Here is a 14,573-nt window from a genome sequence, read left to right on the forward strand (position 1 = left end):
ATCTCATTTACAAGCACTTTTCTTCTATACTTTACACACCACACTAGATGGTATTGAAGCGAGTAAACATATCCTCTACCGTGAATAACTTTTGACACAGTTACCACCTCAGGTCTATTATACTACGAACTCTATCATATGTATCAAGATGTGCAGTGAATTAACAATGATTTTTATACCTTTAAAAATATCATATGTGATTAAGCTAGGAATGAGAATGTCGGACAATTGAGTTAGCAAAAGCTAACCCTTGTCCGAAGCCGATTCATCTCATGACTGAAGTCACGAGGGTTCTCGGCTATATACTAAAACATAGGTGTAGAAGAATCGAATGGCTGAAATATAATTATTGATGGTCCCAGCGGATAACCCTTTTTCTTTTTTAAGGTAAAGAATATATTGTTGGACATCCTCATGGGTCATATTTTCAATCGATTTATTGTTTTCCTGAAGATATTTTGTAAAAGCCTGCATTCGACGGCTGTAAGATTCTTTCGTGGATTCCGGGGAACCCTTTAGTTCAAAGTAAAGATCCGTTTTTTGTTCATATTGGTTCATGATGTTTCCCTCCCGATCATTGAGTTTAGAATGAATAATCAGGAGGCAGGCGGGTCTCTCGAAAACTGAAGGGGAATATTGGTATATATTTTATTTGTAGAATGTGTTAAAATCTTCATAGGAAAAAGTATGTCCTTTCTAGGTTTGTTTGGTTTGGCGATTAAACAATACCACAAAAGACATACTTTTTCTGTTTTTTTTGCTTATTTATTGCGGAGGGGGCTTTTAAAGAGCCATCGCGTTAGCGATTTCGTTCTTCTCATGTTCCATTCGGCTTTTCAAAGAGTGTGAATTCCAATGAAAATTACGAAAGTGCAACTAGACATAGCTACTAGTTAGCGCTTTTTTAAAATTTCCTTATTTATTAAGGCAATATCCACATATGCCCAATCTTTGCTTTCTTTTTTCTTAAGGTCCGAGTTTGAATCCATTACAATGAGTTTGGAACATGCGAACCGGGCCTATATTCCAAAAGTGACAGAAAAAGAATATACCATCATTCAAGATGATGAAGAATATTTCCATGAAGCAATTCCTTATAATAATTAAGTGGGGTCAGTAACATGAACAAATTAGAAGTATTAAAATCCATACTTGCAGGATCTATTGTTGAAGTTGGACTTAAATTATATAAATATGATAGCAAGCCAATGAAATTCAATATTGTTGTGCAGGAACTAATTGGCAAACATCTAATATTACTCTCAATGGGTTTCTACAATGGGAAAACTGGTATATATTAAGCAGGTAAGCTGGTCTTTGTCCAGCTTTTTTGTTTGCTTGAACTAACCCTTTGATGGTATAATGTAATTACAGTGATTACAGCAGATTCAGTAACAACAGTGATACATTAAAGGGGAAAGAAGGGAGAATCTTTGGAGAAAATAACACAAGTACAAAAAAGAAACTTAATTTCATTGGCCACTATTGGTGCAGAACTAGGGATCAAAGAAGGGGATTATGTTTCAATTGAAGTAAAAGATGGTGGGCTGTTTCTAAGACCTGTTAATTGGCATGATAAGAGCCAAGAATATTTCTGGACAGATTCATTTCAAAAGAAAATGAAACAGGCTGAAAAGGATTTAGAGGAGGGTAACTATCAAAAGTTTGACTCATTAAGTGAATTAGCTGACTTCATTGAAAAGGGAATTGAGGCTAAAAGTGAGTAAACAATCTATTGTTACCCAACAATTCTTTAAAGATTTGTTCCAGTTATCCAAGAAAGAGCAAAAACAGGTGGCCAAAACAATTAAATTAATGGAACAGGATATAACACACCCTTCTTTAAATTGCCATGCAGTAAAAGGAACACCTTATCATGAAGTGTATGTAAATATGGACATTAGAATAATATTTGAATTTAATGAGGATTTATATGTGCTATTTAGGGCAGTACATCATGATATGTTGGACAGGCTATAGCTATAATGCAGCCTGTTCTTTTTTGTTATTCCATTTGGTTCTTTATTTCTATGGAACGTGGGGACGGTTCGCATGTTCCACTCTAGCAAATTTTATGTACGAATCTATCATAATAGAATGCAAAAAAAAGCGCAACCAACATAAACTGTTAGCTGTGCTATATAAGATGCACGGTCACCTGCAACATACGTGCTGTATGAAGAACGGCTGACTCTCTATAATTATTAATGAAAAAAGTAACCTATCCCATCACTTGGTTGCGGAGGAGTCATGTTACTTTTTTCTGTGTGCCCTTCAATGGAACAAGGAGTTTGTCCGCTTGTGTCCCTACACAATTACTGCCTAAAGCGGCTTTCCAACTCGTATATACGTTGCTCCAGTTCTAAATTCTTATGTTCGATAAAACTTATTTTCCGCCTACATGTTCACGATTGTTGTCCAATTTTTCACCATTATGAATCGCATATTTCTCTATCACTTCTAAACGTCTATTCATTTCCATTCGGAACTCTCTTTGTTCATCCTGTATTGCTTTCAAAATTCCCAATACCTCATCCATTTATACGATCCCCCCTTACAGTCGGGTAGTAGTGACTCTTTGCTAATGTTATAACAGAGTGTCTACAATTTAGGAATACCGGGACGGTTCGTGTGTTCCTTATTTCATAAAATAAGCTACTCCTTGATATACTCATAAATTTTATTATAGATAGTTAAATTTTCATCTTCGATTACCTTTTCGATGTTGCACCAATACAATTTTATTAAGTCAATATATATTTTTCTTCTTTCATATTCCCAGCTTCCGAAGTTTGACTTTTTCAGATTTGAAATACTTACGTCCAATCGTTCAAAAGACTCACTTAATTTCGCTATTAATTCTTTATTCCATGTAGAATACTTAAACCATTCAATAGGCTTTCTTTCTTTATATCCATTATTTATTCTTATTCCATCAAAAGTTACATCAAAGAAGTACGATCCTGCATTTAAAATAAATTTATCAAATACTTTATATCCTTCTAATAACTTCAGCTGCTCTATATCAAAGTCCACATTAGAAATTATATCTAAGTCAACTTTCCTTGAAATCATATCAATATTTACTTCATCAGGCTTCTTCTTTAATAATTTATATAAAATATCCCAAAAGGTGTTATTTCCCCCTCTATAATCGGGTTCCCATAATTCAAGCCATTTAGACACTTTATCTAAAATAAATTTATTATCGAATGAAATAGCTTTTTCTAAGATGTCAGGGAAAATCCGATAGAATTGTATAAAATAGTACTCTTTCTCCATTATACTTTTGATAAATCCTTCTTGAATATTGTCATGAGATGAATAAATAATCTCCTTCCAAAAATCACGGTTCTCATCGTTTACCATTATTCTGTAGCGATTTTCAAACCTTACATTAAACTCTTTAAAAAATTCACATGCATTTTCGCCATATACTACCTCTATATCATGTATTAACAAAGTTAACTTATTTTTATTTTCAACTACTCGATACCTATAATATTCTAACAGTTCTTCTAATAAATATTGTTTTCCACCAAGAACATAAAATTTACTTAAATTATCTTGAAGATAGTTCCAAAAACACTCCACAGTTGAACTATTTATTATCCCTGATTTTGCATGTGCACACTGATTCCTTACATTCTTCCAGTATTCATATTCGTTTTTTGCTATTTCTCTTTGTTCAAAAAATATGATAGCTATACTTCCCTCTTTTTTAGGATCAGCTACTATTATATCATTAAGGTGTTTCTCCCAATTATCTTCATTATTTAACTCCTTAATTATAACTGATTGCCATCGTCCCTCATTAAAACCCTCTGGACGATAGGAACAATTTATAATTCTGTTTTTTAGTGTAATTTTAAATGCAAGATACGACATGATAAATGCGGATCTGTATGCTCCTATTTTGTAGCAGATTACAGATTCCGAAAATAACTCTTTTGCTTCATTATCCAATGGGTCTAATCTATTAATCCATTTTTCAATATCCAATTTCATTAAAATACCACCATTTCTTGCTTTATGTAATTGCTAGATAAATAGGATGTAACATATAAAGTTAGTATAAAAAAAGGAAACTTCTATAATAATTATAGAAGTTTCCTCAAGTAAAACTCACTTTACCACTTTATGTCAAACTCATAGTTCATCACTTTTTGAGTTGAGCCATTTTCAAAAACTTCAACAGTAAATTTACCTTGTCTTTCATCTTTTGGTATTGGTGGTAACATGATATAACCCTTAGCATCTTGGTCTTCACCAATATCTTTAAACCAAGTGGTATCTTTCCAATATAAAACACCGCCACGGATATCCTTATTAGCGTATGTGTCTAATTCCGATTGGAAACTTGCTGTACCTTGGTCTAATTGCACAAGATTTTCATTTGTATTTTTTACGATAACATACAACTTCGTATAGTTGGGATCATCCTCAACTGAATATACTTCTACTCGTACACCATTAATTGTTTTAGAGACTGGAAGTGCTTCATATTTAGTTGAATCTTGTTTAGATGGGTCTTCAGATTTATCGCAAGTATTTTCTTGGTCATCGACTTCTTTATTAATGTTATCAACCGGTTTATCAATTGTAACCGTCTTTGTTTGATCATCCCATTCAACATCTGCACCTAGTTGTTCGGCGATAAAACGTGTTGGTACATACGTATGTCCTTCATAATTTAATGTCGTATAGCCGCTAGGCAACGCTTTTGCTTCGCCATTAATTTTGTATTTAACCCAATTTGTTATACTAGGCAGCGAAGCATTATTCGCTAATACATTGCCTCCTGACAAAAGGACACCACCGACAATAACACCGGCAATAAATTGTTTGTAGTTTTTCATGGTACTGTTTCCCTCCTTATTGAGCTGTTGAGGATGCCCCCATTGCTACCCATGGCTTTTCATATACTGCATGAAGGCTATCTAACTTCACAATAGTATCCGTGATTTTCGACTGAAGATCAGCTAATTGAAGCTCCTTTTGTCTTAAATCTAATTCAGTTGTTTGACCAACTTCATATTGAACTTTTGTTACTTGTAAACTTTTTTCTGCATTAGATAGATTGGTTTGTAAGATCGCATATTGGTCTTCTAAGCTCTTAATATTTAAATAGGTTGTACGGATGCCTTGAGCTATACTATCTTTTGTTTGAGCGATTTGATTTCCAAGAGTAGACACGGTAATTCTTTTTGTTTCATAATTCTCACCGATACTACCTGAGTTATACGTATATAAATCAAGTGATTTTTGGGTAAGATTTTTTGCTTGTTCTAGTTCAAATATCGTTGGGTGCTTTTCTAATGTTTTCGTAATTTGATAATCAACATCCGCATTTTCCATCGTTTCAAATGCAGGGATATCTACTAATGCATATGTGTTGTTACTTGATACACCCATTAATTGATTTAATTTAATTTTCGCTTGTGATAAAGCCTTTTCTGATGCCTCTAATGTCTTTTTCGTTCCATCTAGCTTATTTGCTAATTGATCATATTGAACTTGGCTAATAACTCCTTGTGTTAACTGAACTTTTGCAAGCTTGAAGTTCAACTCTTCTACTGCTAGAGCTTTTTCGTTATACAACTTACTTGCCTCTTTTTGAATGACATCATTATAGGCCTGTTTAACTTGATATGTGATTTCTTCTTTTGTTGTTTCGAGATCACGTTTTGCTTTTCTCACTTTGTCATCTGCTGATAACATCCCTAAATAAATTTGTCTTATTTGAGCATCCTCTAATGAATTACCCGTACCGAATGGTTCACTGTATCTGAAGAATTCACCGTAGTCATCACGTGATTCATCCGCCTTATCAATTTCTTTTTCGGCATTTTTTAGCGCGTAGCTATAGGCAAGTGCCTTTTGTAATGCATCATTATATGTTAATGTAGTCGAATTTTCATTTTTAGGGATTGAACTATTAGAATTACTATTTGTGCTCGTTTGTTGTGTACTTGTCGGCTGTGTAATCGTAATTGTTCTTGTTGTTCCATTCCAGTCTACTTTTGCGTCAAGGGTTTCACTAATGAAGCGTAGGGGTACCATTATTCGATTATTTAGTAATTGTGGTTCTGTATCTAGCTTTTGGAGGATATTGTTTATAAAAGCATCTTTAGAGCCTTTTTTAAGCGTGATCGTTTTATCCTCTTTCGCAACTTTTACGGCTTGAGTTGCCTGTTCCCAATCGACTTTTGCACCTAACTTTTCAAAAACGCCGCGCAAAGGAACTAAGGTAATATCCCCATGAATAACAGGATTTTGATCAAATACAACTTTATTGCCGTCGACATAAACAGAGATTGACGATTGTTCTGCATGTGTGAGCTGCGGGAAAGTTAGAGTTCCTGCTAGCAAAGGGATTATAGCCCATTTTGATATTTTATTCATCTTTTCATCTCCATATATTGGATATAGATTCTAGTAAAAAAGGACCCCCTAATGGAGGCCCTCTTATTTAGGGTTAATTACTTAACTGTAACTGTTTGATTTGTTTCGTCATAGTTAACAGATGCACCTAAAGCTTGTGCTACGAAACGAACAGGAATTACTGTACGTCCATCTTTAACTTTTGCAGCAGAATCCATTGCGATGTTTGCACCGTTAACTGTTAATGTCTTAGAACCAACTTTTAATTGTGCAACATTTCCTGCTTTAATAAATGTAGCTGTTTGAGTTGCTTGATCCCAAAGAATGTTATCTTGGCTGATACCGATAGCTTCAGCTACATATCGAACTGGCATAAATGTACGACCAGCTTCTACGAATGGAGCAACGTCCATTGTTTTTTCAACTTCGCCTACTTTATAAGTAGTAGATCCAATTGTGAATGTTGCAGGTACAACTGTTGCATTACCATCAGCTGGAGTTACAACTGTTGCAACAGCTTTCTTCACAACGTAGTCACGATCGAATTCACCAGCGTCTACTTTACCAGAAAGATCATATTCTGGGTCTTTAGCATCATATTTGAATGTTGTATCACCGAATTTAGCATCATTCTTACCAAATGCTTTATAAAGTGCCCAATCATCACCGAAAGTAGAGTTTTGAACGATAGCATCTCCACCTACTTCAACTGTTACTTCACCTTCAGGAACTGAACGGTTAAGGTCAAGTGCTAGTCCTGAAACTACAATTTTACTAGCTCTTGTGCTTTCACCATCAATGTCAAATGTTAATACTCCACCATCAACATTAATAGAATCCTCTTTGATCTTAACGTTTCCTTCACTTACAGTGATTTTTGGTTTTTTATCTGTAAATTCACCGTTAGAAAGTTTAAGTTGTACTGTTTTATCATCAAGTAAAGCACCTTTAACAGCTTCAGTAATTACGATATCCTTAAGAGGTTGCTCTTTAATACCTGTTCTTACATCTACTTTTTCTGTTTCAACTTTAACTGGAGCAACAACTTTAGCAATTACTGTTTCAGGAACTTCAATACCTGCACGACCACTGATTTTAACTGTTACATCGCCTTCAACATCAGCTTTTGTAGATACATAGAATTTAACTTTAAATTCTCTTTTTGAATCAGTATCTTTTAGATCAGATGGTAAATCAAAGCTGATTTCATTGCTTTTTCCTTCGATATCACTGTTAAATAGGTCTTCTACCTTAGCGTTATTTCCATTTTTATCTTTAATGTTTTTAGCATCTGAAACATCTACACCTAGAACTTTTACCCAAGTTGGGAATTCTACGTCTACGCTTCTACCTGGTAACCAAGAGCCTGCAACCGTTTCTTTAACAAGAACTTCTACAGTTTCTACATCTTTCTTGTCATCTGTTAAGCGACCAGCTAATAGTGTTGGCACATCACCTTTTAAAGATGCATCTGTACCGAAATCGCCATATTTTGCAACGACAATAGTAGCACTTGATACTTTATCACCATCAAGATCAACTTCGATATCGCCAAATTCAGCGCGTTTGTCAGCGTCGATTTTCAAACCTTTAATATAGAATGTACCAATTTTTGATGCTTGTTTACTGAATTTGAATTCAATCGTTAATTTATTATCCTTCGGAGTTACAGTTAAATCATTTTTAACATCAATTACGCCAGCTTCAGTAAATCCACCACCAAGGCTAATATTAGAGCTGCTGATATTTTTATCCCATTTAAAATTAGATGGTAAAGTTAATGTGATTTTTTGCTTTGAGCCACCATTGTAAAGTGCGCCAAGAGATGTTTCATCTATGCGCATATCATCAATTTGTCCGCCGTCTTTAATTGTTTTTACAGAAGCAATTGATGCTGTTGTTTTACCTCCACCAATAACAGCGATCGTATATTGACCACCTGAAAGAACTGAATCTCTTGGATCAACAGTTACTTTAACATCACCTTCTGCTCCATCAACTTCAAAATATAATGGGATTTTATATTCGCCAGCGCCTTTTGCAATTTTTTTCTCTATTCTAAGTTCTAAATCACGGTCAGTTCTTGAAACAACTGTTAATTGATCGTTATCGATAAGTTTATCTTCTGTAAAATAACCATCTGACCAATTCACGCCACTTGGCAATGATAATCTAAACGTATCACCAGTAGTCGCGATATCCATATCATCTGCTCTAATGATTAAGTTGTTTGGATTATTTAGGTCTGTAGCATCGTAATCATCAGCAACATATAATACCTTATCAACAATATTCTTAGTATTTGCAGCATCAACAGTTGTTACAGCTACAGGAGCTACAACGCCAGCTAATAAAGCTGCAGAAGTCATAACTTTTAAAGTTTTATTCATAATTTCTTATCCTCCCTATGATTGGTTGAAATTTTATATTTTCACTAAACCAAAAGAACAGCTTCATAACTTCTTATGTAACAAGATTAATAGAATTGTTCCCTTGGGTTAGTAAATACCTAGAAATAAAGTTCCATTGTGTAGTATAGTACTGAAATTCACAATTGTCAACCTTTTCTACTAATACAAAAATATTACAAGAAATAAGTTAGACAATTTGTCAACTTCATTTTAACCACTGTGCCTCTTTAAGGAATTTACCCTTTAATGTTAGCACATTCCTATTATAGGATGTTTTAGCTACAAGATGCAACAATTTTCTACCATGTTACACAAATGTAATATTAATAGAATTTCATTGATAACTTGTTATTCTGTTAGATTGAAATCATACATACACAATTCGCTTTGGCTTAATTCAAAGCTATTGATCTATAGATCATTGTAAAAGCATTTACTTTGTGTTTCCTCTCACAATATCTATCTATACTTGATTATATGTGAAAATATGCCAAAGGTACAGTTAAGGTTTGCTTACTTTCGTTACAGAAGTGTTACAACGGCAAAAAGTCAGATACATTTATCGATCTGACTTCCACCTCAAACTTATTAATTACTGTTTATCCCCTAACGCAAACATAATTTCCGTCTCACAAACTAATTCACCATCTACCGTTGCAATTCCTTTTCCTTTTCCAATCTTTCCTTTTACCCTTGTCATTTCTACTTCTAAGCGAAGTTGATCCCCTGGCACTACTTGTCTTTTGAAACGACAGTTATCGATTCCTGCAAAGAAGGCAAGGCGTCCTTGATTATCAGGAAGCTTGAGCATGGCAACAGCACCAACTTGAGCTAGCGCTTCAACAATGAGAACGCCAGGCATGACTGGGTAATCAGGAAAATGGCCATTGAAGAATTCTTCGTTAGCTGTGATGTTTTTGTAGCCAACCGCTCGCTTGCCGTCTTCGACTTCAAGTATACGGTCTACTAATAGGAAGGGATAACGGTGTGGGATGATTTTTTTTATTTCATTAATATTTAACATATGTAGTGGTCTCCTTTTCCAATGTACTTTTGACCAATTATAGCATACTAGATTTAGTATCAAAAGCTATTGACATGGAGAGCGCAGGCTCTCCATGAACAACATTTTTTTGCCCACCTACATCCCTCTAACATCATCTGCACACTCTATTGTGCAGTCTTTATCTTTTCGATGTTTAATCTGTGCCCGCTTTGTTTCTACCATACAATATAATACTGGTATTACGAATAGCGTTAACACAGTTGAGGCAATCGTTCCAAACATTAACGAAATGGCAAGTCCGGAGAAGATCGGGTCGAATAAAATCACAATGGCTCCGATTACTACGGCTGCTGCTGTTAAAATAATCGGCTTAGCTCGGACGATTCCCGCTTCAATGACTGCATCCGATAATGTTGCCCCTTCCTTACGGCGCATGATTGTAAACTCTACTAATAGAATCGAGTTTCTAACGATAATCCCTGCTAAGGCGATTACCCCAATCATGGACGTCGCCGTGAAGAAGGCGCCAAACAACCAGTGACCTGGGATGACGCCAATCAATGTCAACGGAATTGGTGACATGATAATAAGCGGCGTAATAAAGGACTGGAACCACCCCGTTACAAGCAGGTACATGACAATCAACGCTACAGCAAAGGCAAGCCCTAAATCGCGGAATACTTCGTACGTGATTTGCCATTCGCCATCCCACTTCATCTTACTATCATCTTCTAACCATGGCTGATGAGTTAGGTATTGTTCAATTTTTGTACCGGAAGCTGTTTCAATCGCTCCGATTTTATCCCACATTTTTGCCATCGAATAGGCTGGGCTTTCCTCATAACCGGCAACATCACCGACAACATAGGTGACACTTTGTAGGTTTTTCCGGTAAAGAGGTTGTTCAACCTGTCCTTCTTGAATGTCAACAAGCTCTGCCAATGGAATCAGTTTACCTTCTGCTGTTGGAATTTGAATGCTCTTTATATCCTCCAGATTGGCTCGGTCACCTTTTTCTGGCTGAATTTTAATCTGGACTGGATTTAATTCATGTTCAGGGTGAATTAATCCAACAGATGCTCCATCCACCATCATTTGAATCGTTTTGACGATTTGCTCGTCTGAAATACCATTAAGCCTTGCTTTTTCTTTAATCGAGAAACTATATTGCGTTTGAATATCTTCCATGTACGTATCGACGTCGACAACGCCTTCTGTTTCTTTAAAAATTTTCTCAGCCTTGCGAGCTACTTCAAATTGCTCTTCCCGGTCATTGCCATAAATCTCTAACACAAGTGTTGATAATACCGGTGGTCCTGGTGGTACTTCTACAACTTTGGCATTAGCGCCATACTCACCTGCAATCTTTTGAATATCAGGACGGATTCGTTTGGCAATATCATGACTTTGATCTTTCCGGTTTGTTTTTTCTACAAGATTGATTTGGATATCAGCCTCGTGTTTGTCTGAACGTAAATAATAGTGACGAACAAGCCCATTAAAATTGAACGGTGATGCTGCACCAATATACATTTCATAATCTGTTACTTCATTTATAGTAGATATATATTGGCCCATTGCTTTTGTTGCTGCTGCTGTCCCTTCCAATGTCGAACCTTCCGGCATATCAATGACAACTTGAATTTCACTTTTGTTATCAAACGGCATCATTTTCATAGGTACTGCCTTTGTATAGAAAAACGTAAATGAGCCTAACAGTAACCCAATAACACCAAGTAAAAATACGAATCTTTTACCTTTATTTAGAAGCATTTGCTGAATTGTATTCGCATACCATTTGGAATATCCTTTTAAGTTATGACGTTCAAATGCCTGCTCTCTTTGACCTGGTGTCTTTTTTAAGAAACGATAAGCAAACCACGGTGTGACAATAAAGGCAACAAGCAATGAGAAGAACATCGCCACTGATGCATTAATCGGAATCGGTGCCATGTATGGTCCCATTAATCCACCAACGAAAGCCATCGGCATTAGTGTTGCGATAACAGTGAAAGTGGCCAAGATTGTTGGGTTTCCTACTTCATCGACGGCTAGTATTGCTGCCTTCAATGGCTTATGCGTTCCTTTTTGGAACCAGCGATGGATGTTTTCAACAACAACGATCGCATCATCGACGAGAATCCCGATCGCAAAAATCAGTGCGAATAAAGTTACGCGGTTTAAGGTGTAGCCATACATTTTACTGAGGAATAAAGCTAGTGCCAATGTAACCGGCACGGCAATTCCAACAACAATGGCTTCACGCACCCCTAGAACTACACCAATTAAAAGCGTAACAGACAGTGTCGCAATGAGGAGGTGCTTGATTAATTCGTTTGCCTTTTCTTCCGCTGTTTCACCATAATTCCGTGTTGATGTCACTTGAATCTCTTGTGGGATCACTTTTCCTTTCAGGTCTTCGATTTTCTTCTCTACATTATCAGCAATCCAAACTGCATTTGTGTTTGGTTTTTTCGAAACAGATATCGTAACAGCAGGATAAATTTCACCTTGCTCTTTCTCAATATGCTTTTCTTCTGCCATTGGACCTGCACCAAGAAGGACATAATTCGTAACTTCTCCCGGTCCATCTTTTACAGTTGCCACATCCTTCACATACACGGGACGGTTTTCATAAATGCCGATTACTAAGTTTTCAATTTCGGTTTTATTTTGAATATACTGACCTGTTTTTACTTTATATTCTTTGTTTCCTTGATCAAATTCTCCAGATGGCAATGAAATATTGGCCTGCCTTACTGTTTGTTCAATGGCAATCGGGGAAATGCCGTAGCTTGCCAAGCGATTTGGATCAATTCGAATGAGGATTTCTCGGTTAAGCCCACCAATGACTTCCGTTTTCGAGACATTTTCGATTTTGTTGATTTCATCTGCGACGACATCGGCGATTCTTTTTATATCATAATGTGTATGCTGATCACTCCACAGTGTGTAAGATACAATGGGAACATCATCGATCGTAATCGGCTTGACAAGCGGCTCCATTGCGCCTTCAGGAAGCTCATCGATATTGGACATGAGCTTATTATAGAGACGGACTAAGCTTTGATCTAAATCCGCGCCTACTTCAAATCGTGTAATGAAGTTGGCCATGCCCGGTGTTGATGTAGAATAAATATATTCGATGCCATCAATTTCCCATAGCTTCTTTTCCATTACTTTTGTAATTCGATTTTCAATATCTTCGGCCGTATGTCCTGGATAGGCGATATAGATATCGACCATCGGTACAGATATTTGCGGTTCTTCTTCCCGCGGCGTATTTAACACCGCGAAAACCCCGAGTAAGAGCACAGCAATGACAAGCAATGGTGTCAGCTTTGAATCAATGAATGCTCTCGCAATTTTACCGGATAATCCTATCTTTTCGCTTTTTTCGTAGTCGTTTTTCATTCGGCAGCCACCACCCGTACGCCATCCTTGACCTTTTCAATGTTGGACAGAACGATGCGTTCGCCCGGATTTAATCCGCTTAGTACTTCAACTGTTTGATCCTGTTCTTTACCAAGCTGCACATAACGAAGATGAGCAATGCCTTGATCGTCGACAACAAAGACGGCAGTTAATTGCGACCAATAATAGATAGCTGTTTTAGGAATAAATATTCCATTTTGATCCCCTTCAGGAAAAATAGCATAGCCAAACATGCCGCTCTTTAACTTACCCGCTGTTTGCGGAACTTCAATTTTCACCCTAAAGGTGCGGCTTGCTGGATCGATCTTTGGGGTGATTTCCGTTACCCTGCCCTGCACGGTATTTTGCAAAGCGTCAATTGTCACTGAAATTTGATCTCCAATCTTAATCTCGCTTTGCTTACGCTCATCAACGAAAACTTCCAAGTAATAAGGTGCTTTTTCTACTGTGAGTAATGGCATACCTGGATTCACCATGTCACCTGTGTCCACAACCGTTTCAACCACGACTCCGTCAAATGGTGCCGTTATCGTTGCATCTTGAACACTAATGCTGGCTGAATTGTAGGCAGCTTCCGCAACACCTAAGTTCGCCAACACTTCTGTGCGATTGGCTTTTGTTGTTGCTAGCTTAGCTTCCGCTTCTGCCAACTGTGCTTTTGCTGCAAGATACGCTGTTTCAGCTTCGTCTTTTTCTTGCAGACTAACAGCTCCTGCCTCATACAAACTTGTCATACGGCTATACATTTTTTCTTTTAAAGTTAAATCTGCCTGTGCCTTTGTCACAGCCGCTTCGACTTGTTTAATTGTTTCATCAATACTTTTAACCTTTGCTTTTACAGTATCTATATTGGCTGAAACTTGATTTAACGATGCGTTCACTTTTTCATTATCCAGCAACACCAATGTCTGCCCTTGTTTTACAAAGTCACCACTTTTCACAAGAACATTACTAACATTCGCCATAATTTCTGATGCAATCTTTGCATTCTCATCCGAGACTATAGATCCAAATACTTTATTGCCGGTATTATACGTCTCACTATTTACTTTCCCGATTTCAATCCCATCCACCTGCTCAGCTTCCACCAGCTTTGTCCCTGGCTCTACTTTTTCATTAAAAATGCCAGATAAAATTAATAAAAATGCCGTTACAGGGATGATGAGAAAAACAATAATTTTTATCCAACCCTTCATTAAAGTCCCCTCCCTAGAAAAATATACCATAATACCTATATGGGTATATTATACCCTAAATAATTATACGTCAACTTAAAATTTCACATATTTCAGGACATGGGGCCGGTGGTGTGCCAGAGGGTCGGGAACACTAGCTTT

Annotated in this window: 13 protein-coding genes; 3 read left to right on the forward strand and 10 right to left on the reverse strand. The window is 36.6% G+C overall.

Going from position 1 to position 14,573, the window contains the following annotated elements; genetic code table 11:
- Both P9E47_RS19745 and P9E47_RS19750 read right to left on the reverse strand, forming a co-directional pair.
- On the reverse strand, positions 1-98 hold a 98-nt coding region (locus P9E47_RS19745), incomplete at its 3' end, for a transposase (protein WP_326164472.1).
- A 184-nt stretch (positions 99-282) separates the two neighbouring features.
- Positions 283-558 (reverse strand): site-specific integrase, encoded by a 276-nt coding sequence (locus P9E47_RS19750; protein WP_326164464.1) that lies wholly within the window; start codon positions 556-558, stop codon positions 283-285.
- A 563-nt stretch (positions 559-1,121) separates the two neighbouring features.
- Here P9E47_RS19750 and P9E47_RS19755 point away from each other — a divergent pair.
- From P9E47_RS19755 to P9E47_RS19765, 3 genes are all read left to right on the forward strand, one after another.
- Positions 1,122-1,301 (forward strand): hypothetical protein, encoded by a 180-nt coding sequence (locus P9E47_RS19755; protein ID WP_039957822.1) that lies wholly within the window; start codon positions 1,122-1,124, stop codon positions 1,299-1,301.
- 132 nt (positions 1,302-1,433) lie between these two features.
- On the forward strand, positions 1,434-1,727 hold the full coding sequence (locus tag P9E47_RS19760) for an AbrB/MazE/SpoVT family DNA-binding domain-containing protein (RefSeq protein WP_326164465.1): 294 nt from the start codon (positions 1,434-1,436) through the stop codon (positions 1,725-1,727).
- A complete protein-coding gene (locus P9E47_RS19765; RefSeq protein ID WP_003333317.1) occupies positions 1,720-1,980 on the forward strand; it encodes a hypothetical protein in 261 nt (86 codons plus the stop codon). Before P9E47_RS19760 ends, P9E47_RS19765 begins: the two co-directional genes overlap by 8 nt.
- A gap of 406 nt (positions 1,981-2,386) precedes the next feature.
- Here the strand turns inward: P9E47_RS19765 and P9E47_RS19770 are convergent, their stop codons facing one another.
- From P9E47_RS19770 to P9E47_RS19805, 8 genes are all read right to left on the reverse strand, one after another.
- A complete protein-coding gene (locus P9E47_RS19770; RefSeq protein WP_157382189.1) occupies positions 2,387-2,539 on the reverse strand; it encodes a hypothetical protein in 153 nt (50 codons plus the stop codon).
- Between the two features lie 116 nt (positions 2,540-2,655).
- Positions 2,656-4,008: a hypothetical protein gene (locus P9E47_RS19775; RefSeq protein WP_003333318.1), complete on the reverse strand. Its 1,353-nt coding sequence runs from the start codon at positions 4,006-4,008 to the stop codon at positions 2,656-2,658.
- Positions 4,009-4,130: 122 nt separating this feature from the next.
- Entirely contained in the window at positions 4,131-4,859 is a 729-nt protein-coding gene (locus P9E47_RS19780; protein WP_003333320.1) for a copper amine oxidase N-terminal domain-containing protein, read from the reverse strand.
- 16 nt (positions 4,860-4,875) lie between these two features.
- Positions 4,876-6,405 (reverse strand): stalk domain-containing protein, encoded by a 1,530-nt coding sequence (locus P9E47_RS19785; RefSeq protein ID WP_003333321.1) that lies wholly within the window; start codon positions 6,403-6,405, stop codon positions 4,876-4,878.
- Between the two features lie 77 nt (positions 6,406-6,482).
- The gene (locus tag P9E47_RS19790; RefSeq protein ID WP_326164466.1) at positions 6,483-8,753 is read right to left on the reverse strand and encodes a copper amine oxidase N-terminal domain-containing protein; all 2,271 of its coding nucleotides are present in this window, start codon (positions 8,751-8,753) and stop codon (positions 6,483-6,485) included.
- 634 nt (positions 8,754-9,387) lie between these two features.
- A complete protein-coding gene (gene fabZ / locus P9E47_RS19795; protein WP_326164467.1) occupies positions 9,388-9,819 on the reverse strand; it encodes a 3-hydroxyacyl-ACP dehydratase FabZ in 432 nt (143 codons plus the stop codon).
- A gap of 117 nt (positions 9,820-9,936) precedes the next feature.
- Entirely contained in the window at positions 9,937-13,215 is a 3,279-nt protein-coding gene (locus tag P9E47_RS19800; protein ID WP_326164469.1) for an efflux RND transporter permease subunit, read from the reverse strand.
- The gene (locus tag P9E47_RS19805) at positions 13,212-14,432 is read right to left on the reverse strand and encodes an efflux RND transporter periplasmic adaptor subunit (RefSeq protein WP_326164470.1); all 1,221 of its coding nucleotides are present in this window, start codon (positions 14,430-14,432) and stop codon (positions 13,212-13,214) included. The genes P9E47_RS19800 and P9E47_RS19805 overlap by 4 nt, the downstream gene beginning before the upstream one ends.
- Between the last annotated feature and the right edge of the window lie 141 nt (positions 14,433-14,573).

The sequence above is a fragment of the Schinkia azotoformans genome (genome assembly GCF_035811335.1).
GTDB lineage: Bacteria > Bacillota > Bacilli > Bacillales > Bacillaceae_J > Schinkia > Schinkia azotoformans.